The organism is Viridibacillus sp. FSL R5-0888, from assembly GCF_038009105.1.
GTDB lineage: Bacteria > Bacillota > Bacilli > Bacillales_A > Planococcaceae > Viridibacillus > Viridibacillus arenosi.
Genome location: NZ_JBBPAU010000001.1, coordinates 2,740,309 through 2,764,738 on the forward strand (window position 1 = coordinate 2,740,309; position 24,430 = coordinate 2,764,738).

21 protein-coding genes are annotated in these 24,430 nt (G+C 35.9%); 3 read left to right on the forward strand and 18 right to left on the reverse strand.

Features of this window, described 5'->3' with window-relative positions:
- Positions 1-18: 18 nt before the first annotated feature.
- Positions 19-459 carry a hypothetical protein gene (locus MKY02_RS13695; protein ID WP_076035097.1) on the reverse strand — a complete coding sequence of 147 codons (441 nt, stop codon included), beginning with the start codon at positions 457-459 and terminating at the stop codon, positions 19-21.
- 206 nt (positions 460-665) lie between these two features.
- Here MKY02_RS13695 and MKY02_RS13700 point away from each other — a divergent pair, with 206 nt between their 5' ends.
- Positions 666-1,700, forward strand: coding sequence for a PTS transporter subunit IIC (locus MKY02_RS13700; RefSeq protein WP_340711383.1), 1,035 nt, complete (start codon positions 666-668; stop codon positions 1,698-1,700).
- 430 nt (positions 1,701-2,130) lie between these two features.
- Here MKY02_RS13700 and MKY02_RS13705 read toward each other — a convergent pair whose 3' ends face one another.
- From MKY02_RS13705 to MKY02_RS13715, 3 genes are all read right to left on the reverse strand, one after another.
- Positions 2,131-2,256, reverse strand: coding sequence for a hypothetical protein (locus MKY02_RS13705; protein WP_340711384.1), 126 nt, complete (start codon positions 2,254-2,256; stop codon positions 2,131-2,133).
- 71 nt (positions 2,257-2,327) lie between these two features.
- Positions 2,328-3,686: an aspartate aminotransferase family protein gene (locus tag MKY02_RS13710; protein WP_340711386.1), complete on the reverse strand. Its 1,359-nt coding sequence runs from the start codon at positions 3,684-3,686 to the stop codon at positions 2,328-2,330.
- Positions 3,687-3,706: 20 nt separating this feature from the next.
- Positions 3,707-5,173: a CoA-acylating methylmalonate-semialdehyde dehydrogenase gene (locus tag MKY02_RS13715; RefSeq protein ID WP_340711387.1), complete on the reverse strand. Its 1,467-nt coding sequence runs from the start codon at positions 5,171-5,173 to the stop codon at positions 3,707-3,709.
- A gap of 147 nt (positions 5,174-5,320) precedes the next feature.
- On the opposite strand from MKY02_RS13715, the gene MKY02_RS13720 reads away from it, so the two are divergent.
- Positions 5,321-6,976 (forward strand): PucR family transcriptional regulator, encoded by a 1,656-nt coding sequence (locus MKY02_RS13720; protein ID WP_038189599.1) that lies wholly within the window; start codon positions 5,321-5,323, stop codon positions 6,974-6,976.
- 29 nt (positions 6,977-7,005) lie between these two features.
- On the opposite strand, the gene MKY02_RS13725 is transcribed toward MKY02_RS13720, so the two are convergent.
- The 11 genes from MKY02_RS13725 to MKY02_RS13775 all read right to left on the reverse strand — a co-directional run bounded on the left by MKY02_RS13725 (position 7,006) and on the right by MKY02_RS13775 (position 18,972).
- Positions 7,006-7,830, reverse strand: coding sequence for an ABC transporter permease (locus MKY02_RS13725; RefSeq protein ID WP_076035092.1), 825 nt, complete (start codon positions 7,828-7,830; stop codon positions 7,006-7,008).
- A gap of 10 nt (positions 7,831-7,840) precedes the next feature.
- Positions 7,841-8,782 (reverse strand): ABC transporter permease, encoded by a 942-nt coding sequence (locus tag MKY02_RS13730; protein WP_038189613.1) that lies wholly within the window; start codon positions 8,780-8,782, stop codon positions 7,841-7,843.
- A gap of 15 nt (positions 8,783-8,797) precedes the next feature.
- Positions 8,798-10,336 carry an ABC transporter substrate-binding protein gene (locus MKY02_RS13735; protein WP_340711389.1) on the reverse strand — a complete coding sequence of 513 codons (1,539 nt, stop codon included), beginning with the start codon at positions 10,334-10,336 and terminating at the stop codon, positions 8,798-8,800.
- A 33-nt stretch (positions 10,337-10,369) separates the two neighbouring features.
- Positions 10,370-11,359 carry a P1 family peptidase gene (locus MKY02_RS13740; protein WP_038189618.1) on the reverse strand — a complete coding sequence of 330 codons (990 nt, stop codon included), beginning with the start codon at positions 11,357-11,359 and terminating at the stop codon, positions 10,370-10,372.
- Between the two features lie 36 nt (positions 11,360-11,395).
- Complete coding sequence (locus MKY02_RS13745; protein WP_038189620.1) at positions 11,396-12,433, reverse strand: ABC transporter ATP-binding protein; 1,038 nt, start codon at positions 12,431-12,433, stop codon at positions 11,396-11,398.
- Entirely contained in the window at positions 12,430-13,461 is a 1,032-nt protein-coding gene (locus MKY02_RS13750; RefSeq protein ID WP_051448824.1) for an ABC transporter ATP-binding protein, read from the reverse strand. Before MKY02_RS13750 ends, MKY02_RS13745 begins: the two co-directional genes overlap by 4 nt.
- A gap of 21 nt (positions 13,462-13,482) precedes the next feature.
- The gene (locus tag MKY02_RS13755) at positions 13,483-14,928 is read right to left on the reverse strand and encodes an aldehyde dehydrogenase family protein (protein WP_340711391.1); all 1,446 of its coding nucleotides are present in this window, start codon (positions 14,926-14,928) and stop codon (positions 13,483-13,485) included.
- Positions 14,929-14,949: 21 nt separating this feature from the next.
- Positions 14,950-15,696 (reverse strand): SDR family NAD(P)-dependent oxidoreductase, encoded by a 747-nt coding sequence (locus MKY02_RS13760; RefSeq protein ID WP_076035089.1) that lies wholly within the window; start codon positions 15,694-15,696, stop codon positions 14,950-14,952.
- Positions 15,687-16,793 carry a tartrate dehydrogenase gene (locus tag MKY02_RS13765; RefSeq protein ID WP_340711392.1) on the reverse strand — a complete coding sequence of 369 codons (1,107 nt, stop codon included), beginning with the start codon at positions 16,791-16,793 and terminating at the stop codon, positions 15,687-15,689. The genes MKY02_RS13760 and MKY02_RS13765 overlap by 10 nt, the downstream gene beginning before the upstream one ends.
- On the reverse strand, positions 16,786-18,021 hold the full coding sequence (locus MKY02_RS13770) for a M20 family metallopeptidase (protein ID WP_076035087.1): 1,236 nt from the start codon (positions 18,019-18,021) through the stop codon (positions 16,786-16,788). The genes MKY02_RS13765 and MKY02_RS13770 overlap by 8 nt, the downstream gene beginning before the upstream one ends.
- Before the next feature lie 300 nt (positions 18,022-18,321).
- Positions 18,322-18,972 (reverse strand): TetR/AcrR family transcriptional regulator, encoded by a 651-nt coding sequence (locus MKY02_RS13775; RefSeq protein WP_038189645.1) that lies wholly within the window; start codon positions 18,970-18,972, stop codon positions 18,322-18,324.
- 213 nt (positions 18,973-19,185) lie between these two features.
- Between MKY02_RS13775 and MKY02_RS13780 the strand changes: the two genes are divergently transcribed.
- Positions 19,186-20,421, forward strand: a complete 1,236-nt coding sequence (locus MKY02_RS13780) for a YhgE/Pip domain-containing protein (RefSeq protein WP_340711393.1) — start codon at positions 19,186-19,188, stop codon at positions 20,419-20,421.
- A 185-nt stretch (positions 20,422-20,606) separates the two neighbouring features.
- On the opposite strand, the gene MKY02_RS13785 is transcribed toward MKY02_RS13780, so the two are convergent.
- From MKY02_RS13785 to MKY02_RS13795, 3 genes are all read right to left on the reverse strand, one after another.
- The gene (locus MKY02_RS13785; RefSeq protein ID WP_038189651.1) at positions 20,607-21,440 is read right to left on the reverse strand and encodes a CPBP family intramembrane glutamic endopeptidase; all 834 of its coding nucleotides are present in this window, start codon (positions 21,438-21,440) and stop codon (positions 20,607-20,609) included.
- A gap of 109 nt (positions 21,441-21,549) precedes the next feature.
- Entirely contained in the window at positions 21,550-22,344 is a 795-nt protein-coding gene (locus MKY02_RS13790) for a MerR family transcriptional regulator (protein ID WP_038189654.1), read from the reverse strand.
- A 299-nt stretch (positions 22,345-22,643) separates the two neighbouring features.
- On the reverse strand, positions 22,644-24,353 hold the full coding sequence (locus MKY02_RS13795) for a methyl-accepting chemotaxis protein (RefSeq protein WP_076035085.1): 1,710 nt from the start codon (positions 24,351-24,353) through the stop codon (positions 22,644-22,646).
- Positions 24,354-24,430 lie beyond the last annotated feature (77 nt).

The following is a 24,430-nucleotide window of genomic DNA, read 5'->3' on the forward strand; positions in this document are numbered from 1 at the left end:
TAAAAGTGATGTACTTTTTTAATTAGTTTGATCAAAATTATCATATTGGTCGGCGAAGGTTTGCATCTTATCTTTTTCAAATACATCTAATAACTTGTTGTACTCTTCATCTTCGATTACATAATAAAGCGGTACTCTCGCTATATAATCAGAATATAAAATGCGCTCATTTTCCTCATCTAACCACATATTATAATTCACTACAATTAGATTCTGCGTTCTATCCTTAAATTGAATATATTGATATGGTAACCGATTCACTTCATCATCGCTTAATTTTAAATTTGTACCATTATTGAAAATCTCCATTAATTCATTGTACTTCGGTTCAGTTTCAATCGATTTTTTTACAACTACATCGCCTTCCTCTGTTACATTCCCTAATTCAATTACATTATTTGATTTCATACAACCTGTTAGAACAAACATAATACAACTCAACATTAAAAGTTTCTTCATCACACTATCCCCTTTTAAAGGTATGAAAAGTTTTTCCGTAGTTGTATTATGTTTCCCAATTCCACTAAAAATATTACGTCTTACTAAACTTCATTTAACTATATTTCCAAAGTAATTTAAGTAACAATATAGAATTTTCTATTTACTTCGTCACTTTAAAGCGATAAACTATATTGATATCATGATTTTACTGGAGGAAGATTTTCTTGAAAGAATTCATTAATAAGCTGTTAACAGGAATGAGTATTGGGATTGTCGTATCTTTAATACCAAACGCTCTTCTCGGTGAACTATTAAAACTACTCATTCCACATTTTCCAGCTTTACAACAAATATTAGATATATCCGTTTTAGTGATGAGTATGTTACCAATAATGATTGGTGTTACTGTTGGTATGACATTTAAATTAACACCTATTCAGACAGCTAGTATTGGATTAGCAGCAGTTGTCGGTAGTGGAGTTGTGCAAATAAATGAAAGTGTTATGACATTACAAGGAATTGGTGTCGTGTTAAACACAGGTGTTACTGCCGGCTTAGCTGTACTTTTTGTTAAATATATTGGTGCAAAATTAAAAGATTACACAATCCTTCTATTGCCAACTTTAACTATTTTCTTCCCTGGATTATTTGGTTATATGATTTTGCCTTATGTAAAATCAGGTACAGGCATTATTGGAGTAGGGATTCAACAAGTAACAGATCTTCAACCTATTCTAATGGGTGCAATTATCGCTGTTATTTTCTGCGTACTCATTTTATCTCCTCTCTCGACTGTAGGAGTAGCAACGGTCATTATGCTTTCTGGTATTGGTGCTGGCGCGGCCAATTTAGGTATTGTTTCGGCAGGTATTGGTCTATGTATCGCTAGCTATAAATCAAACTCATTGGGCACAGCACTAGCCCACGTACTTGGTTCACCCAAAATTCAAATGCGTAATTTCTTTATGAAACCTAAAATAGCTTTTCCAATGCTTATTACAGCTGCGATTTTAGGTGCACTTGCTGGTGTATTTAATGTTCAAGGAACGTCTATGAGCGCCGGGTTTGGTCTATCTGGACTTATTGGACCATTAAACTATATCAACTTAACACCAGATGGCTGGACTACTTCGAATATTACAGTCATGATTGCAATGTTCTTCCTCATACCAACCGTTTTAAATATTATCTTGCTACGCATCTTCTCAACGAATCTTAAAATGATTAAATCTGATGATTATAAAATCCATATTGAATAAATTGATGCCATGTGAAGAATATTTTTCACATGGCATTTTGTTAGATTGATAGGATTAGTTGTTTTGTGAATAAATAGGATGTTGGTATTTGTTATATGTGATTTCAGGTTGTTGAGGGTGGTGAGTATGGGTAATCTTGCTTTGAGTAGTGATAATCGTTTCCTGAGTAGCGCTAATCGTTTCCTGAGTAGCGCCTATCCTTCCCCGAGTAGTGATAATCCCTCTCCCAGTAGCGATAATCCCTCTCCCAGTAGCGATAATCCTTCCCCCAGTAGCGATAATCCTTCCCCCAGTAGCGATAATTCATCCCTGAGTAGCGATAATCCTTCCCCCAGTAGCGCTAATTCATCCCCGAGTAGCGATAATCCTTCCCCCAGTAGCGCTAATCCTTCCCCCAGTAGCGATAATCCTTCCTCAAGTAGCGCTAATCTCACTGAGTAGCGACAATTCCTCTCCCAGTAGCGATAATCCTCCCCCAGTAGCGATAATCCTCCCCCAGTAGCGATAATCCTCCCCCAGTAGCGCCAATTCCCCTCCCAGCAGCACCAATCTCCAAAGCTACTCCTCCCCCATAAAACCACAAAAAAACCACCCCAAATCAGCGGAGTGGCTTTTAATGGTTATATTCTATTCATTCTCTTTAAAAACTTTTTTAAGAACGGCTATCATAAATTCGAGATCCTCATCTGAGCAAGATAGTGGTGGGCTAATCGTAAGGATGTTGTTATAACCAGCTACAGTATCCCCGTTCTTACCAATGATTAAGCCATTTGCCTTACAATCAGAGACAATTTTCAATACACGTTCGTTAGATGCTGGTTCCATCGTTATTTTATCTTCAACCATTTCAATGCCTAGTAGAAATCCAAGGCCGCGAATATCGCCTACATAAGGATGATTACTTAATTCTTTCAGCTCTTTTTGAAGTCTATCACCTAGTTCTGCCGAGCGCTCGAATAAGTTTTCTCTCTCCATGATTTCGATATTTTTTAACGCCACTGCACATGCCGCCGGATTTCCTCCGAATGTATTGAGGTGACGTAGATGGCTATTTTCTTCTCCCGTGTTGAACTTTTCATAAATTTCTTTTCGAACAGCTGTCACTGAGAGTGGTAAATAGGCGCTAGTCAGTCCTTTTGCCATTGTAATAATATCCGGTTTTAAATTAAAATGCTGATGCCCAAACGCTTTACCGGTTCTTCCAAACCCACAGATTACTTCGTCAATAATTAGGAGTACCCCGTGTTTGTTACAAATTTCTTGAACCTTCTCAAGATATACAGGATGAGGGATTAAAATACCACCACCTGTAATAAGCGGCTCCATAATAATTCCTGCAATTGTCTCTTTTTGCTCCCAAATAATTTTTTCTTCAAGTTCTTGGGCGCGTTGGAGATTGTATTCTTTAATCGATTGTCCCTTCGGTCGGCGATAATTATCTGGTGGTGCCACATGTAAAAAACCGTGTGAAAGTGGTTCATATTTATATTTTCTAATCGCTTGCCCTGTAGCTGACAATGCCCCCATTGAACTGCCATGATAAGCTCTATAACGCGAGATAAATTTAAAGCGAGCTCCTTCACCGTTTTGCTGGTGATATTGACGAGCAATTTTAAATGCTACCTCATTTGCATCAGAGCCACTGTTCGAGTAAAAGAACATATAGTCTCCACCAAGCATGTCATTTAACTTGGCTGCTAGCTCGATTGCTGGTTCATGGCTTTGCGTCATCGGCACATAGGCTAATTTTTTCATTTGATCGTAAGCCACTTGTGCCAATTCTTCACGACCATACCCTACATTTACAGCCCATAACCCGGACATTCCATCGAGATATTTATTGCCATTGTGGTCGATGATCCAAGCTCCTTCACCTCTATCGACGATCATAGGCTGACTTTTTTCATTGTAAGCTGAGATATGATGCCAGACATTTTGAAGATCTTTTTCAACTAAAGATTGTGTTGGCTGTTTTACAGTTTCCATGCTTTCGCTTCCCTTCTATTTTAGAATTCATGACGAGCTGTTAGCATCTTTTTACGTGTGTAAAACTCAATTCCATCACGACCATTCGCATGTAGGTCTCCATAAAATGATTTTTTGTAACCTGAGAATGGGAAAAATGCCATCGGAGCTGGAACACCAAGGTTGACACCTAACATTCCTGCATCGATTTCTTCTCTAAACTGACGAATAGCTTTTGCACTATCAGTGAAAATACATGCTCCATTTGCGAAGTCAGATTTGTTTGCAAATGAGATTGCATCATCTAATGTATCTACTCGGACAATTGATAAAACAGGAGCGAATATTTCTTCCTTCCAGATTTTCATCTCTTGTGTTACATGATCGAAAATAGTTGGACCAACAAAATAACCACCATCAGAAGGTTGATCATTGCGACCATCTCGTAATAGCGTTGCACCTTCTTCAATGCCAGATTCAATATATTGGATTGTTCGATCCTTATGGGAATCTCGAATGACCGGACCGAGGAAAATACCCTCTTTCAAGCCGTCCCCTATTGTTAATTTATTTGATTCCTCTACTAATCTTGTTACTAGTTCGTCTGCAATGTCGCCAACTGCTACAACAACTGCACAAGCCATACATCTTTCCCCTGCTGATCCAAATGCTGCATTAATTATATTCGTTACTGTTAAGTCCATATCTGCATCTGGCAAAACAATTGTATGATTTTTGGCTCCAGCTAGTGCTTGAACTCGCTTACCATTTGACGTACCAGTTTTATAGACATATTCTGCCACAGGTTGGGATCCAACAAATGATACGGCTGGAATATCTGGATGACTAAGAATGCCATTCACGATATCATGAGCACCGTGGACAAGATTAAATACGCCTGCTGGTAGTCCTGCTTCATGTAACAATTCTGCTAGATAATTTGCTAGAAGTGGTGTTCTCTCAGAAGGTTTCAAGATGAACGTATTACCACTCGCAATTGCTAAAGGGAACATCCAGCATGGTACCATCATCGGGAAATTAAACGGCGTAATCCCCCCTACTATTCCTAGAGGATAGCGATACATACCAGATTCAATACTTGTTGCGATATCAGGTAACTGATGGCCCATCATTAGTGTAGGAGCTCCTGCTGCAAATTCTACGCACTCAATCCCTCGTTGTACTTCACCATATGCTTCGGTATAGTTTTTACCATTTTCAACAGTTATAATTTTCGCTAGTTCATCCCAGTTCTCTATTAATAATTGCTGATATTTAAATAAGATTCTAGCACGCTGAGGAACAGCAACTTTCTTCCATGAAGTAAAAGCTTGTTTTGCAGCCTCTACTGCTTTTTCCAAATCTTGTTGAGTTGAAATTGGAACTTCGGCTAATATTTCTCCAGTTGCAGGATTTGGCACTTCAATGTAGTTTTCTGTGGACGATTTTACCCATTGTCCATTAATAAAATTTGAAAGCGTTTTCTTTTCAGTGATTACCTTATTCATATACGTCCTCCTATTCTACTTTTCTTTAAAGTTGACGTTATTAACAATTAACCTCATAATTTATTTTACAGATTATTTAGAATAGTTACACTTTACATAAAGTACACTCATGTTAGACTTTTTTTAACTTATTGGGGGGCTATTGGAATGATTGAATTTGTTTTAACCATACAAGACATATTAGAAAGAAAATCGTTCAAATCAGCAAAAGTAATAGCAGGTTCAAAAGGTTTAAGTAATCAAGTGAAATGGTCGCATATTTTAGAAATAAAAGAATTCGAAACACTGATAAATGGGGGCGAACTAATTTTAACAACTGGTGTTGGTCTTCAACTCGACCTTACTACTCAAATCAGTTACTTGGAAAATTTAATAGAAAAAAATGCAGCTGGTATGTGTATTGAAATCGGTCCTTATTTTAAAGAAATTCCTATTGAGCTTATAAAATTAGCAGATGAACATGATTTCCCTCTGATTATCTTTGAAGAGGTTGTACGTTTTGTCGACATTACTCAAGATTTACATACGTTAATAATTAACCAACATCACCAATGGCTTTCCCAACTTGATACACTGTCCACAAAATTTATCGATCTCTCATTAAGCCCTAACGGAATCCTGAAAATTCTTCAAGAATTGAATCATTACTTCCGACAAGGTGTTTTGTTTATAACGGATAATTCAAAATCATATTATTACCCTTCTGAAATAAAAGAGTTAGAAACTTCTATTCGTTCTTTTATAGAAAGTTCACCATCTGATATGACAGTACAAAGAAATTTCACTCTTTCTACTCAAACATTTGCCCTTATGCCTGTAAAAGGATTGGGACAAGTTTGGGGGCATCTCTGCTTACAAGTACAACAACCCTTATCAAATGAGTTCTTCTTTCTTATTTTAGATCGAGCAGCCCTTGCCATTGCACAAATTCTGTTACGTAATAGAACTATTCAAGAACGCAAACAAAACATGGAAGATGAACTTGTACAAAACCTTATAAAAGGCAGAGACTATGAACAGGATGACGTCCAAACTTATTTACCTGCTGCAAGTCGAAATATGTACTTTAGAATATTTGTAATGCAGTTAAATTCCGAGGAGATCAACATTGTTGAAGAAGACTGGGAAGAGTTAAAGTTGCAACGCTCAATGTTAGTTCGCTCCATTTTCAAAAGGCATGGATTTTTTCCAGCTGTTTCTTCTAAAAGGACTGAAATAGTAGTCATTGCATCGTTTATAGCAGCAGATCATTTGAAAGAGAAAACTGATAGATTTGATCAAATCATACAAAGTATCAAGGATATGAAAGATACTAGTACATTTTGCGGGAATGAATGTAAATTTGGCGTGAGTAGAGTATATAAGGATATAGCTCAAGTAAAAGAAGGTTATGTAGAGGCAAAGAAAGCCATTACATTGAAAAAATCTGACATTGTCAACACTTATTTCTATAATGATCTTGGTATCAATAGACTGCTACTATTGTTAATTGAGAGTAAACAACTTGAAAACTACGTTCACGATTATTTAGACGTTATTTTAAGCTATGATAAAAAGTATGAAAGTGATTTATTTACAACACTTTGCATTTATTTAGAATGTAATGGGGTTAAGAATGAAACAGCAGATCGTCTCTTTATCGTAAGGCAAACGTTATATAATAGATTAGAAAAACTAGAAACACTTCTTGGTTCGAATTTTATGGAGCCATCCAACCGTCTTGCACTTGAAGTTGCTATTAAAGCCTATCAGTTACTGCTTAAACAAAATAATAACGAAGGAAAACCGGTTTTTCTCGTATAGAGAAAACCGGTTTTTTTATTTTCGCTGGATTAGTTTGACCTTGGATCTAAAATATCTCGGATTGCATTACTTAACATATAAAACCCTAATACCATGAATGTAATGGCAATACCAGGTGCATATGTGTACCATGGTGCACTTTTCAGAAAAGCTTGAGAGTCTTTTAACATCCGGCCCCAACTAGGATCTGGCGGTTTAACCCCTAGTCCTAAATAACTTAGTGCAGCTTCAGCCAACATTGCTACTCCAAAGCTAACAGATGCCGCTACTATCAAAGGTGACGAAACATTAGGTAGTATATGACGGAACATAATTTTGAATGGTTTTACCCCGATTAACTTTGCTGATAAAACATACTCGTATTCTTTGTGTTGTACAAAACCACTACGAGCAATTCGGGCAATACTAGGAATGGCGATTAATCCAAGTGCAATCGATGTATTAACAATCCCTGAACCAAACACAGCTACTAGCATTAATGCCAGAATAATCCCTGGAAAAGCCATTAAAGCATCCATGATTCTCATGAAAACCTCATCTACCCAGCCACCAACATATCCAGCTATCCCACCAATAAGTGTTCCAAAGACAACACCAATCGTTACCGTTAATGTGCCTACAAAAAAGGCTGTTTGAGTGCCTTTCATAATGCGACTGAAGATATCTCTGCCGAATTCATCGGTTCCAAACCAATTCTCACTATTTGGTCCCTTTAACTTATTAGCGACATTCATAGCAGTTACATCATGTGGCGTATAGAAAAAACTCACGATCATTAATAGAAGAAAAGATATCAAAATGAAGAGGCCAATTATTAAATTAATATTTTTAGCATTACCCATTAATGTTTTCATATGGCCCTCCTTAATTTAACCTTATTCTTGGGTCTAAGACAGAATATAAAATATCTACGAAGAAATTGATAAATACTACTACAAATGTGATGTACATTACGATACCTTGTACTAACGGAAAATCACGATATCCAATCGAAGTGATTAATAATTGGCCAATTCCTGGAAGAGCAAAAACCTGTTCTACAATAATTGTTCCTGCAACAACTTCAGCTGTTATTAATCCGAATATCGTTAATATTGGAATCATCGAATTTCTTAAAACATGTTTATACATTACAAACTTTTCTGTAATTCCCTTACTACGTATTGTTCGAACATAATCCAACCTTAGCTGTTCCAATATCGCATTCCTAACATAGCGGAATTTTACAGCGATTTGAGGAATAGCAATTGTCAGCGCAGGTAATAATATTGCACCTAACGCCCCTGCTATACTTTCTGTCCAAGGTACATACCCACTAATTGAGAAGAAACTAAAATTCATTCCTAGGTATAAGATTAATAACATTCCCAACCAGAAAGAAGGGATAGCCATCCCTACCTGAGTGATGGAAGAAAATACAACATCACTCATTTTATTTTGTCTTTTTGCAACAAAAATTCCTAAAGGGATAGCCACAATTATTACAATAAGCAGTGTAATCGCAGCTAATGAAATCGTGACCGGTAAGCGATCCATGAGCAATTCTTTTACTGGCATAGAAAATCGTATCGATTCTCCTAAATCACCTGTAACTAAACCTTTTGCCCACTCAAAGTATTGAACATAAAGCGGTTGGTCCAAGCCGAGTTCTTTTCTTAGTGTCTCTACTTGCACTTCATCTGCCTCTGTTCCTAACATTGTACGAATCGGATCACCCGGTAAAATTTGAAAAACTGCAAAAGTGATAAAAGATACCATTGCCATTGTCACAACAAATAATATAATTCTTCGGATGATATAGGCCATGTCTATTCTTCCCCTCTATTCAGTAAACTTCACTTCTGACATGTCGTGGAACCAGAATGGATAACTTTTTAGTCCTTCAATTTTTTTATTTGCAGCCCATAGCACTTGATAGTCAGCAATATATACTGCAGTAGATTGTTCACTTAAAATTTCTTGAGCACGTTTATACATCTCAATTTGTTTTTTCTGATCCGTTTCTTTTAATACATCTGCCATGACTTTATCAAACTCTTTATTGTTGAATCGGAAGAAGTTTTCTTTGTCATTTGTAGAAATATAATCATTTAAGATTTCATATGCTGACGGTTTACCCGTTAAATCAATTGTTGTCATTTCATAATCTCTTCCAAAATACACACGCTCTAGCCAAATTCCCCACTCTACGACTTCAATCTCAACATCGATGCCAATTTCTTTTAAGTTTTCAGCAGCAATTTGAGCGATATTTGAGTACATGTCATTATGTGAAGATACTGTGATTTTTGTTTTAAAACCTTTTGGATAACCTGCTTCAGACAATAACTTTTTAGCTTTGTTAATGTCACGTGCATAGACATCTTGTAATCCGTCAAGATAGTAATCTCCCATTGCTGGACTCATATTAGAACCAAGACGAGTAGCGTATCCAGAATAGACAGAATCAATAACATCCTGTTTGTTAATAGCGATATTGATAGCTTGACGAACTTTTACATCATTAAATGGCTTTTTTTCTTCATTAAACGTAATGACTAAGGCTGAGTTGTTATTTTGGTGACTGATGTTAAAATCATTTTCAACCTCAGATAATCGGTGTCCACGAACTCCTGTTAAATCTACTTCTTTAGCTATCAAACTCATTACTGCAGAGTTATCATCTGATTGGAATGCGAATGTTACCTTATCTAGATAAGGTATGTTCTCTTGCCAGTAATCCGAATTTTTTTCTAAAACTAAATTCGATCCCGGTGTATACTTAACAAATTTGAATGGGCCAGTTCCAATTGGATTTTCATTTTGTTCGCCATCATTATCTTTAGGTACGATTGCAGATTGTAAAGCCGTTAGAGAATAAAGGAAATTAGAATTTGGCTCTTTAAGCTTAATAACAACTGTAGACTCATCAGGAGCATTTACAGATTCTACATTGCCAAAGTTACCTGAAAGAGGCTTGCCATTTTTTGTCCCCATTAGGTGCTCAAATGTATAGAGGATATCATCTACTTTTAAGACGCTACCGTTATGGAATTTTACATTTTGTCGGATTTTGAATGTATAAGTCAAACCATCTTTTGATAATTCATAGCTTTCAGCAATTGCTGGTTTTAATGACCCGTCCGTTTCTGGAGCAAATAACCCTTCGAACATATTTAGAATCATTTGAAATGAAATGGAAGCTGTAGCTAAATGCGGGTCAAGAAAGTCAGGATCATCATTTACCCTTACTTTGATTTCTTGTGTTTTCCCGTTACCTGAACTACCCTCTCCGCTTTCTTTTCCTCCCGAACAAGCACTGATTAAAAACATACAGACAACAATCATTGCGACAATCATTAGCCTCTTTGTACTCTTCATGTTCAAATAGCCCCCTCTTTGAATAAAGATATTTTATGTCGGCATTTCCAAATTCTTTTTGCTGTTGTAGCTTTGATAGCTTGGTACACCTTTAACCTCATTTGCAGCTTTAATAGCAACGATTATAGCTTCTTCCATTGCTTTTGCTGCCATATTACCTACGAAATCTACTGGATAAGACTCTCCTCCAGTAGCTAGCACGAAAACCGTATCCCCATCCAACATAGTATGTACTGGGAAAATGGTTCTAGCTAAGGCATTTTGAGTAATTTGAGCAACCTTTTTTGCTTCTGCTTTTGTTAATTTTGCATTGACTGCTACTAATCCAATTGTTGTATTAGATCCGGGTAGGGCATTACCTGATAAATTTTCTTCTATAAACTTAAGGCTATCAATAATAAGCCCTGTATTAGCATCGATTGGACCTGCTAGTATTTCTCTCGTCAGTGGATCCCTGACATCTCCAACCGCATTAACAGCAACTAGTGCACCTACAACGAAACCATTTTCTAATTCTATTGAAGTACTACCTAGACCACCTTTCATGCAATGTTCCGGTCCTGTAATCTTCCCCACTGTAGCACCACAACCAGCTCCTACATTTCCAAAAGAGAAAATTCCCTTCTTGGCTTGCGTGGCCGCCTCGTAGCCCATTTTTTTATCGGGGCGAATATTTGGGCTACCAATTTGTAGATCAAAAAGCACTGCACCCGGAACAATTGGTACTTTTGCGACACCGACATCAAGTCCAACGCCTTGTTCTTCAAGATATTGCATAACACCTGAAGCTGCATCTAAACCGTATGCACTTCCACCCGATAAGCAAATACCATGAACTTCTTCAATTCTATTAATTGGATCAAGTAAATCTGTTTCTCGAGTACCTGGGGCTGATCCTCTTACGTCTACCCCACAAACAGCCCCACCTTCTGCAAGGATAATCGTGCACCCTGTTAATGCTTCTATATTTTCTACGTTACCAACCTTAATACCTGGTACATCTGTTATATTGCCAAAGCTCATGAACACGCCTCCTTGAACTGTTTTCGAAATATTCAATCAATTTAGTTTGGTTAATTCGAGAACTTTACTTTCTGCATTCGAAAACTTTTTATTATCTTCTTGTGAATATAGATGGCAGGCAACTTGCTGTCCGATTTCTATATGAATAAGTTCAGGACGTTCAACTTTACAACGATCAAACGCCTTCGGACATCTCGTATGAAACGCACAGCCCGTTGGAGGGTCAGATGGACTTGGAGGTTCTCCGCTTAGCTCAATTTTCTCCCTTTTCTTTTCGAAATTCACTACAGGAATTGCAGATAATAATGCCTGAGTATATGGATGTAGCGGATTATTATAAATATCATGCTTAGGTCCGATTTCAACAATTCTTCCTAAATACATAACACCTACACGATCGCTAATGTGTTTCACAACACTTAAGTCATGAGAAATAAATAAATAAGTCAAATTGAATTCTTCTTGTAGATCCAACATTAAGTTCAACACTTGCGATTGCACAGATACATCGAGTGCTGATACAGGCTCATCGGCAATAATAAATTTCGGATTCATCGACAATGCTCTAGCAATACCAATGCGCTGTCTTTGTCCTCCAGAAAATTCATGAGGAAATTTTGCGAGCGCTTCTTTTGGTAAGCCTACTTTTTCAATTAAACTCTCTACTTTTTTAGTTCTTTCAGCTTTTGATAAGATCTTCTGAACAGCTATAGGCTCTCCTACAAGTTGTTCCACACGCATTCTTGGATTCAAAGAAGCGAACGGGTCTTGAAAAACCATTTGCATATGTTGACGATGGTTTTGTAGTTGACGATTCCCTAAATGTTCTAGATGATTTCCTTCAAAAATGATTTCACCATCAGTAGGTTCAGTTAAACGTAGGATGGTTCTTCCTAAAGTGGATTTACCAGAACCTGACTCTCCTACAATCCCTAAAGTTTCACCTTTGAATACATCAAAACTAATATCATCGACTGCTTTTACAAGTCCTGCTTTCCCTTTAAAAAGAGTACCTTTAATCGGAAAATAGGTTTTTAAATGCTTTATCTCAAGTATTTTTTCTCTCTCGCTCATTCTACAGCTCCCCCTTCACTAGCATAGAGGTGGCATCTAACTTTATGGTTATTTTCGATTTCTAAAAGTCGAGGTATTTCTTCTAGGCATTTTGCCATTGCATGCGTGCATCGTGCTGCAAAACGACATCCTTTTGGAAATAAATGTGCAGGCGGTACATTCCCAGGTATTGATTCTAACCTTTTTAAGTCCACATCAATATTTGGAATTGTCCTTAATAATGCTGTTGTATAGGGATGCTTCGTTTTCAAGAAGAGATCTCTAACAGGTGCCTCTTCAACAATTTGCCCTCCATACATGACAAGCACCCTGTCTGCAGTTTCGGCTACAACACCCATATCGTGCGTGATGAGTAATATAGAAGATCCAAATTGTTCTTTCATATCAATCATTAAATTAAGAATTTGAGCTTGAACCGTTACATCTAGTGCAGTTGTCGGTTCATCTGCAATGAGTAGTTTCGGGTTATTGGACATTGCAATGGCAATCATAACCCGTTGTCTCATTCCACCTGATAATTGATGTGGATATTCTTTAATAATTTTTTCTGCTCTAGCAAATCCAACGATTTTCAATAAATCGACAGCTTTTTCGTAAGCTTCTTTTTTCTTTAATTTTTGATGTTTCATTAACGATTCGACGATTTGATTTCCAATCGTAAAAACTGGATCTAAAGAGGTCATTGGTTCTTGGAAAATCATACCTATCTCATTTCCTCGAACTTTCGTCATGTCATCTTCTGACAGCGAAAGTAAATCTCTTCCTTCAAGGGATATAGAACCTTCTACAATCTCACCTGGTGGACTAGGAATAAGTCTCATTATGGACAATGACGTGATACTCTTGCCGCTGCCAGACTCTCCAACTAACGCTACGGTTTCACCTTTTTTTATGGCAAAACTTACATCATCTACTGCTTTAGCTATTTTACCTTTTCCTATATGGAAATAAGTTTTTAACCCTTTGACTTCTAATAGTTGATCATTTGTACTTTTTGAAGGTTCAATGTGTAGTTGTGGACTTTCCATAAGTTCACCTCAATTTCAAGTTCAAATCGAAAACTTCACTGCTATGTTTTTCACTTGGGTGTAGTTTCTTAATGCGATGAAACCTTTCTCTCTTCCAATCCCACTTTTTTTATACCCACCAAAAGGCATCTGTACTCCTCCTGCAGCACCATAATTATTGATAAATACTTGGCCAGATTTCACCTTGGATGCAACATAATGAGCGACGTCTATATTTCGAGTCCAAATACCAGCGACCAGTCCATAATCCGTGCTATTCGCCAATGCTATTGCTTCTTCAATTGTTTCAAAATTGAAAACTGTTAATACCGGTCCAAAAATCTCTTCCTTTGCTAGTGGATGATTATTGTCCAGCCCGTCTATAATAGTTGGTTGAATATAATAGCCACCTTCAGAACCACTAATAGTAACTGATTCTCCACCAGCGATTATATTCCCTGCTGGCTTTGCATCCTGTATCTTGTTAATAATTTGATCGAATTGCTTTTTATTTAAAATTGGTCCAATTTCTCTGTCATCAATACCTGGACCAATCGTCAATTCATTAAACTTAGCTGTTAATTTCCGTAAAAAATGTTCTTTATATTTTTCTTCAATAAGTAATCGAGACCCCGCAGAACATGTTTGCCCAGCATTTTGAATAATGGCTCTAACTATTCCTTCAAGAGCTAACTCTTCATTTGCATCAGCAAATACGATGTTTGGAGATTTACCACCAAGCTCAAGCGTCACGGGTACGACGTTTTCTGCAGCGGCTTTCATTACAGAAATACCTGTGTTAACGGAGCCCGTAAAGGTAATATGGTGAATTCCTGGATGTCCCGCTAACGGCCCACCGACATCAGCACCTAGACCTGTAACATGTTGAAATATTCCTTTAGGTAATTCACTTTCTGCAAACCATTCTGCAATTGCATGTGTAGTAAGAGGCGTATCTTCTGCACTTTTTACAATAACAGCATTCCCTGTAGCAATTGCTGCAGCAACACTTCTCGCAGTGATTTGAAGAGGATAATTCCAAGGGACAATATGTGCTGTAACGCCAACTGGCTCTAAGACAGTCGCATTTAATATCCCCTCTTCAATCGGTATCGTATCTCCCATTACTTTATCTGCTGCTCCACCGTAAAATTCAAAGTATCTAGCGGCCGCTTCTACATCAGCTTTGGCTTGTGAAATTGGTTTCCCTACATCTTCACACTCCCACTTACTCCATTGCTCAGCATTATTTCTAATATGCGCTGCAAGCCTAACTAACAGTTGCCCTCGTTCATAAGGCTTTACCTTTTTCCATTCATCGCTTTCAAACGCCACTTGGGCTGCGTGCACTGCTTCATCCACATGTTCTTTTTTACCTTTAACTATCTCAGCAATCAGTTCTCCATTTGATGGATTGAAGACTGGTAACCACTCATTAGAGTCGTCACCAACCCATTTTCCATTGATTAGCATTGAAATCCGTTTCATCTTCTTCACAACCTCTCTTCATTACAGGCCTCTTCCGCCATCCACATTCAATGTTGCCCCTGTTACAATTTTCGCTCGATCGGATAATAAGTAAGTAACTGCATTCGCGATATCTTCAGGCTCGATTAATTCACCAAGAGGAACACTTTTTCTAAATACTTCCTCTTTGACGGTGCTGATATCAGCATCTTTGGCAGCAAATTGACCTAGCATATTGGTATCCGCTGGCCCTGGATTAATGGTATTTACTCTAATGGAATAAGGCGCCAATTCGATAGCCATTGCTCTTGAAAAACTTTCTGCTGCGCCTTTTGAAGCAATATATGACTGTAAACCTGGTCGTGGTCTTACAGCTGAAATCGATGCAATTATGACAATTGATCCTTGGCGATTCGGTTTCATATATTTGACTGCTTCCTTACATGAAATGAAAAGACTAGTCGCATTAATATCCATGAGTTTATGCCATTGACTCAATGTCACATCTTCAATAGGCGTTGCTGCTTGAGCAATACCAATCGCATTTACCAAGCCATCAATTTTTCCGAAGTCCTTGTGAACTTGAAAGAAAATTTCAGCAATCTGTTCTTCATCTAAGACACTCGCTGCATGTGTGTGAAGATTAGGATGTTGAATTGATTGTAATGATTCAGTTGATAAATCAACCCCAATAACATACGCTCCTAGTTCGAGCAGTTGAGAAACAATTGCTTTCCCCATTCCTCCACCAGCACCTGTCACAACTATAACTTTATTGTTTAAGTCCATATTTTCGACTCCTCATTCTCTTTAAGAGCATACTGTTCTATTATTTTCGCTGAGATGGCTGAACCCATTTGTGCCGTTGTAGCATTCCCACCAATATCTGCTGTTTTTATCTTCCCTTCAAGGAGTACCAGTTCAATCGCATTTATTATTTTTGTTGAAAGATCTTCTCTCCCTAGATGGTCAAGCATTAAAGCTGCTGACCAAATCTGCGCTATTGGATTAGCGATTCCCTTCCCTGCAATATCCGGTGCAGAGCCGTGAACAGGTTCAAACATAGAAGGAAACTGTTTTTCTGGATTAATGTTTGCTGAAGGAGAAAGGCCTAACCCCCCGACAATTCCTGAACCAAGATCTGATAAAATATCACCAAATAAATTGGAAGCGACTACAACTTCGAATGATTGTGGTCGTTGTACGAAATATGCAACTAGAGCATCAATATAAATCGATTCTAATATAAGGTTTTGATACTCGTTTTTTACTATTCTCTTAACATGTTCATCCCAAAGTTTCATAGAATGGATGATTGCGTTAGACTTCGTAGCACTCGTAACTTTCTTCTTACCATTTTTCTCTGCATATTCACATGCAGCTTTAACGATTCTTTCAATACCCGCTGTAGTCATAATAGTATTTTGAATGGCCATCTCTGATTGTTGAGACTCAAACATACGACCGCCACTATTTGAATATTCACCTTCTGCATTTTCACGGAAAATGACAAAATCGATATCATCCCCATTGCTAAGTGGTGATGTTATGCCAGGTAATGATTTCACAGGTCTAAAGTTTACATATTGCTGGAATTGCTTACGAATTGGCATTATTAATTCCCATATTGTTATGTCATCTGGTACTCTAGCATCACCAATAGCACCAAATAAAATAGCGTCATAGCTTTGTAGTGTTACAAGCCCATCCTCCGGCATCATTCTTCCATGTTCCAAATAATAATCCGAATTCCACTCGAAATTTTCCTTATGCAACACAAAATTCTGTTCATGTTCTTCGAGGACAGACAACACCTTTAATGCTTCCTCCATTACTTCAACACCAATTCCATCTCCAGGAATTACCGCAATTTTAAATTCAGTCATTTACATTACTCCCATCCTTTAAAAAGCGTAATGCTGCATCTCTAAAAATAGCCGTTGTAACCGCTAATTCCTCAATATCTACATACTCATTGATTTGGTGTGGAATTTCTCTATCTCCTGCCCCAATTGTGACAATCGGTACACCATGCATGTGTAAAAACGTACCATCTGTCGCTCCAGGCACCCCATTATAAATTGGTTCTTCTCCTGTCACTTCTTTGACAGCATCATAAACCGCTTGAACAACTGGATGATTTGTGTCAGTAAATGTAGATGGTCGGTTATCTAAAATCGTCAATTCTACATTAAAATCAGAGTCATCATTTTTTAATCTTGCGATGATTGCATTGATTTTATTTAATAATTCATCATGATCCTGTTTTGGAACGGTACGAATATCGAGTGTCATCATACAATGATCAGGAATAACATTAATCTGAGCATCCCCTTTTACAGGTGCTTGCAAAATTGTTGGCGTAATAGATGGCCATTTTAAGTAAGGGTCCTCCCCTAACCTTTCCTGCTCTTCCTTCTCAAGCTTTTCAAGTTCTACTATTAATCTCGCCATTCGCCAATTTGGATTAATACCACTCCATGATATTGCTCCGTGTGCCATCTTGCCGTATACGTCTACTCTAATACGCATTGCCCCTCGTTGAGCGATACAGACATTATTTTCTTCAGGTTCACAAATAATAGCCCCGTCTACTCCATCTGCCCAACCTTGTTTGATGAAGTGTTTAATGCCAAGCATCATCCCTTCTTCATCAACAGGTATGCACAAAATGATCTTTCCACAAAACTCTTCTTTATCTTTTAGAATCGATTGAACAGCGGTAATCATACACGCCAAGTTACCTTTTGTATCATTCGTTCCTCTTCCGTACATCCGTCCATCAACAATTTCAGCACTGAAAGGACCGTACGTCCAAGCATCAACATTTCCTTCTGTTACAACATCCGTATGCCCTTCAAAAAGAAGTGTTTTACCAGGTTTACCTGAATCGATGATGCCAATAACATTTGGTCTACCAGGTACTACTTCTTCAATATGTGTTTGAATACCAATATTCTTTAAATATTCGGCAACATATAACGCCACTTTTGTTTCATTTGCATCTGCAATACCTTCTCTATATACACTTGGAATTTGTACTAGCTCCCGCGTTAATTGAATAACAGCTTCTCGGTCTCGTAAATACGTCTCATTTTCTACTTTTAAATTCATGTAATCTCCCCTTCTTAATTGTTTTCAAATGTTCATAAGGAAAGCGAATATAAACTAAATAATAGTTATGAATATTCTGATATTAATTATATTTTGAAAACGTTTTCTATTAATTGGACAATATGTGTGTACTTCTTATACAAGAATAGACAAGATGTCTTATCTTTACTTGTCTATAATCAGGAAATTCAATTATAAAGGGATTTAAGTGGTTTTTTGAGGGAAGAAACATTCTGAACATAAAAAAAGAAACCTTCAAAATGAAGGAATCCAATGTAGGTTTGAAGTATAAGTGATTGCTTAATCGTTCTTAATATAGCTAAGGAAAATATTTTTTAGAATAAGTAATTGCGTCTCAGATGGTACATTTGATTCGAGCATAAGTATGCTTCTATGAAGTGATAATTTTTTCGCGAAAATACCGAACACATTTGACAATGTTGATAGCGTATCCGTAATCGGTATATCTGTTCGAATAGAGCCATCTGTTTTACCAGTTTCGATTATTTTATAATAGATATCTACAAGTTGCTTGGAAGCAGCATTATAGACCTCCATTCCTTCAAAAGGTTCAGTTGATTGGGCTACGTATGTTTCAAAACTTTCTATAAATTTAATCCGACTTTCCTTCTGTTCGTTAAAAGCTATAAATGTATCAAATAAATGCTCTATCTTTTCGTAACAAGTACCAGGTTTATCTAAAACTTCTTGAAAAACAACTAAATTAGATTCAAGTGATTTTGCGGCTACTGCAACAATAATCCTATCTTTTTTGGGAAAATATCGAAACAAAGTAGCTATGCCAATACTTGCTTCATCTGCGATGTCTTGCATTGTAGTCTTTTCAAGACCCTTTCTTGCAAATACTCGATCAGCTGCTTCTACCATTTCAATAATTCGTTTTTGTTTCCCTTCTAATCGTTCTTTTTCTAATCGAGATTTAGGATCCATAGTAGTACATTCTCCTTTTTACCGTTCTTCTAGACGCTAGTGATTCTATCAAATAGGATGATGAAAGTCAAAATCGTCATTCTATACTTTTTCATTGTAATATTATAGCTATTCATGATATTGTATTTATCACATTGATAGCAATACTATCATTATGATATTAATAGTATCAATAACAAAATTATTTTAACATGAAATCGAGGAGTATTATGTATGAAAAGATTTTTAAAGACTAAAAGTATGTGGACGCCTGTCTGGATGGTATCTGCACTGATGATTATTATGGCAGTCATCTACATTCCAATTTTCTCTAAAGCAACACCAAATGTTCAAAATTTCCCTATCGTTATTATTAATGAAGACGAAGGTGGAAAAGTGGACGGGCTGAAAATTGATATGGGCAAACTAATCAGTACAAATATTGCTAGTTCCAAGGACAGTACTGCTATTAAATGGAAGACTGCATCGAATAAAGAAGCAGGCTTAGCTATTCTTGAAGACAATAAAGCATACGCTGCATTAATCATTCCAAAGAATTACACAAAATCAATGCTTCAGTTACAAGGTCAATTATTACAAAATAAAAAGCATACAAAACAAGCAGAACTTGAATTAATTGTAAACAAAGCTGGAGGACAATTTGCTTCTGGGATAGCACAATCTTCTTTACAAGCAGTCGCAACAAGTATTTCCAAAAGTGTAACCGAGCAAATTTCAGGATCATTGAATAGCTCAAAATCTACCCTTTCACCAGAAAATGCACTCGTTTTAGCAAATCCTATTCAAATTAATGAAAAAAATATTTCTGTCGTCAAAAATGATAATGGGATGACACCTTTTATATTGGCATTATTATGCATGATTACAGGTATGATGGGGTCTCAAATGGTAAATGGTTATGTAGATTCAATGTATACAGCCTTAAAAACACATGGCATGAAAATAAAAAAACATGCAGTCTTAAATACAGAAATAATATTTGGTATTTGTATGACTGCACTCATGTCAATTTTATTAGTAGTTTGTACTTTTGCAGTTTATAATGTTGGGCATACAGCAAATTTATTGTCGATATTAGGATTTCTTATTTTCGGTTCTATGACGATGTTCATGTTCTTCCAAGTATTCAATCTATACTTCGGTAGATGGAGTTTATTGATCGCCTTCCCTATTAATATGATGGGAATATTTGCAAGTGGCGGACCAATTCCAATCAATATTTTACCGTCTGTTCACCAATTCTTTAGTAACATTTTACCAACGCATTATTTAGTAGACGGTATGCGTTCACTGATTTATTACGATGGTAGAATGGCATCAGGTATGTCTTCTGCGCTAATCACCTTATCAATCTTTTTTGTTGTTAGTGTTGTACTTTGCTATATCATTAGTCAAGTAAAATTCAATAAAGATAATCGTAATCAATCCGAAGTAACAACAGCAGAGTAATTTATGTTTAAAAACTCCTTGAGAAACCTCTAAGCAAATAAAAGAGCATGTTATGAACGTCAAATGTTCAAAACATGCTCTTATTTAATGTAATAGATACATTTCTATATAATAAAGTTTGAAATTTCATTAAACCTTAATCAACAATGCTCTCGTTATTAAGTGTATAGCTGGACAAACTATCACTAAATCATGAAATGCTTTCGATTAATAACGTTTGTATATTCCCTTCCATACAATACTTTCTTTGGATTAATAACGATGATTAAAAGTGCTACTACTAAATAAAAAATTGCGTTATACATGATTAAATCGAATAAGTTTCCGTTTATAATGCCAATAAAAAAATTAAAAAATTGGTGGATGATGATTGGGATGATTAAATTCTGATTTAAGTTATAAAATGCTGTCATGACGATCTTAATGGATATGATTGAAATCATAAAGAATAAAATATATTTGATTAAATCAATGCCCACAAACCCTGTAGTAAACCATATGGGTAGATGCCACATACCCCACCAAAACCCTATGATTATCGATGCTTTTAATGGTGAATGCATCTTTTGGAGCTCAATTTGAGCGAAGCCTCTCCACCCTATTTCTTCACCTAGTGGCCCTGCAATAAGGTTTTTAAAAAAGAAATAGATCAACATGCCCCAAGAAGAAATAGTAAAAATAGAGTCTACCTCACTATTATTAGATACGAGAAACAAAATCATCAAAAATATGAAGATTTGAATCAAAATCACAGTAAGAATCACAGAAAATTTAAGTTTATTCTTAAATTTATCTTTTACAAATTGTATAAAACTTTGCCGAGGATAGATTTTTTTAAATAGGATGGCAAAAGCAAATGTCGAGGACCAAGATGATATACAGAACATTACATCAAAGACCCATGCAGGGTATCCTAACATGCTTATGGCTCCTACAAGAAAAAAAAGTGGCAAAAAAATGATATTGGTTAGTAGAATAAAACTTGCTACTGGTTTTTTTAGTTTCTTTTCCCTTTTCATACATAATCCCCGCTTCAAACTAAGTATTTCGTAAATATAATAGCGCTCATATTTACCGATACCTTCAGCTTAAACCTGGGGGTTACTCACAGGTCAATACATACCCGAATTATTTTATAGGTGCATAAATTTCTAAAAATGTACGTTCAAGTTCATCTTCATAAGTGGTAAGTAATAGATTTATATAAACTATCCCTAAAAGTTCGCACCCTTTTTCTATTGCTACTTTTCTTAAATTTGCTTCAACGCTATGATCAATACTTTTTCCACCAGTTGACCATCTTCCATCTTCAATAACTGTATAAATACATTTTGGATGAGATAGAATTTCACCTTTTATTTCTTTATCATAGTCTTCTACTTCTCTTACAATTAAAAATCCATCTTCAATCATACCTTCATCATTGAAATTTATAACTCTTCTTAAAGAGGTTAGAGTAACTGCTTTTTTTAAGCTGTCTGTGTTCTTTTTTAGAGTTTCATATTCATCATACGCAGTAAAATGTTTTATTTCTCCTTTTATTTCTAAAGGCTTCATTTCTTGTACTGTATATTCCCCTAAAAACTGTTTAATTTTTTCGCAATCTTCCTTTACTATCTGAATCTTTTTTAAAAGAAGCTTTTTGTATTCTATTTCCTCTAAAACATCTTGTTCTTTCTCTTCTAATAATGATTTTATTCCCTCTATACTCTTACTTTTTCTTAATTCCTGGATTTTTTTAATTTCAATATCAATTTCTCTATAGAAATTTACTGTTGTTATATCATATATATCAAAATGATTATATTTTCTATACCCATTCACAATATTTTGCTTAGGTTTTACTAATTCCTTTTCTTCATAAAATTTCAAGGTATCTCTAGATACACCTAAAAATTGAGCGACTTGTCCAATTGTGTACATTATATTCTCCTTTATCATTGCTACATATTCTATATAATATTTCATATTATCAGTACGTCGACAAATAATAATATTGGTTTTATTATAATAACAAAGTTAAGTATTAATAAGTAAATAACTTACAAAATCAGAAGACAAACAAAAATTCGTCTCTAATATAAATTTCCTTAGTACTTCTTATTAATTTTCTCACAAAACCTCTGAAGTTAAAGACTTAAATATCCAAACAACTAAGCTCATTTCTTTAATATCCATAAAAAAACCAGATTCTCGATAGAGAACCTGGTTTTTTATGCAAATTACAATTTAAATTTCTGTACTTGTAAATTAAGTTCTTCTGCAAGTTCAGCTAGATGATCTGAGCTATTCGAAATTTCTTCCATCGAACTTGTTGTTTGTTGAACAGTTGCAGTAGTTTCCTCTACTCCTGCTGCAGACTCCTGAGAGACAGCAGCAATATCATCAATTGAGTGATTAATTTGTAAAGTTGTTTGAGAAATACCACTTAAATTATTTGAAATGACATTAATATTATCAATCATATCACTAATAGCATTTGAAATATTGTTGAATGTCTCTCCTGTAGAGGCGATTTGTTCTGTTCCTTGAATCACTTCTTCATAACCACTTTGGAGTGATGTTGTTACATTTTTTGTTTCTTGTTGTATCTTTTGAACAATACCAGCTATATCAGTTACTGAGAGCGTTACTTGTTCAGCTAACTTTCGTACTTCATCAGCTACGACAGCAAAACCTTTTCCTTGTTCACCAGCACGTGCTGCTTCAATTGCTGCGTTTAAAGCAAGTAAATTTGTTTGATCTGCAATACTTGTAATTACAGATACCAATTTTGAAATTTCTAAAGATTGCACTGCTAAATTTTCTACTTTTTGCACTGATTCTTGAACAATTCCATCAATTTTACGCATTTGTTCAGTAGAATCTATCATTAGTTTACTGCCTTCATGTGTAAGACTTTGAACATTCGAAGTATGATTGTTCATTTTCTCACCTTCATAATTTGCTTCCTTTACTTTTTGAGTAAATGACTCCATCACTGTTGCTAAATCACTTGCGTTACTTGCTTGGGATTCAGTTCCTTCAGCAATTTCTTGCATAGTTAATGCTATTTGTGTACTACCCGTTTTTACTTCTAATGCAGATTGTGCAAGTTCTTCACTATTTGAAGCAACTTGATTGGACACATCTTGAATATTACTCAATATTTCATGAACATTTTTACTCATTGAATTGGTCGCTTCAATTAATTGTCCAATCTCGTCTTCAGACGTTTTTGGAAGGTCTGGCTGACTTATATCACCTTGCGAAATCTCCGTCATGCGTTTTGCCACGAGTTTGATTGGTTTTACGATTATTCGAGCAGTTATATAAGCTACAATCACTGAAATGATAGTAAGTAGTATAGTTGAAATAATACTTATTAATTGATTATTTTCTCCATTCTCAATCATCTCTTTACCTATTTTCTTAATAGCCTCTTCTCGAGTGTTCGCTAACTCTTCATAACCTTCCTGTATTTCACTGGCTTGTTCATCCACCGACTTCAGGTTATCTGCAGCTAGTTGCTTATTTCCACGATCATATTCTTCAAATACATCTTCTATTATATATGTACGCCACACTCTTGCTTTTTCAACTATTTCATCTAATTTTATCGAAGAAGTTAATCCTGCAACAATCGCCGCATTTTCTTCAGCGATATCTGTATATTCATCAAATTTTTCCTTATATTTTTTATCACCGGAAATAATATATCCTCTAGCTGCTGCCGTTCGATTTGCAAATGATGATGCCAACTCATCATCTGCTGCTAATATTTCTAACTCAATCTCAACAATCTCCTTCGTTGATTTAGTTGAGTTTTGCTGCATAACATAACTATAAACATTATATCCTGTCATTATAAGTACTACGATTATAAAGCCAAATGATATTTTTGCTCTTACTGTTTTGAAGTTTTTAAAACCTAATTTTTTCCCCAACTTCATTTGCACTTCCTTTGTTTGGTTTTAGTAATTCTATAAAAGATGAATACTTTTATATATCCATTTATTAAAAACCTCAA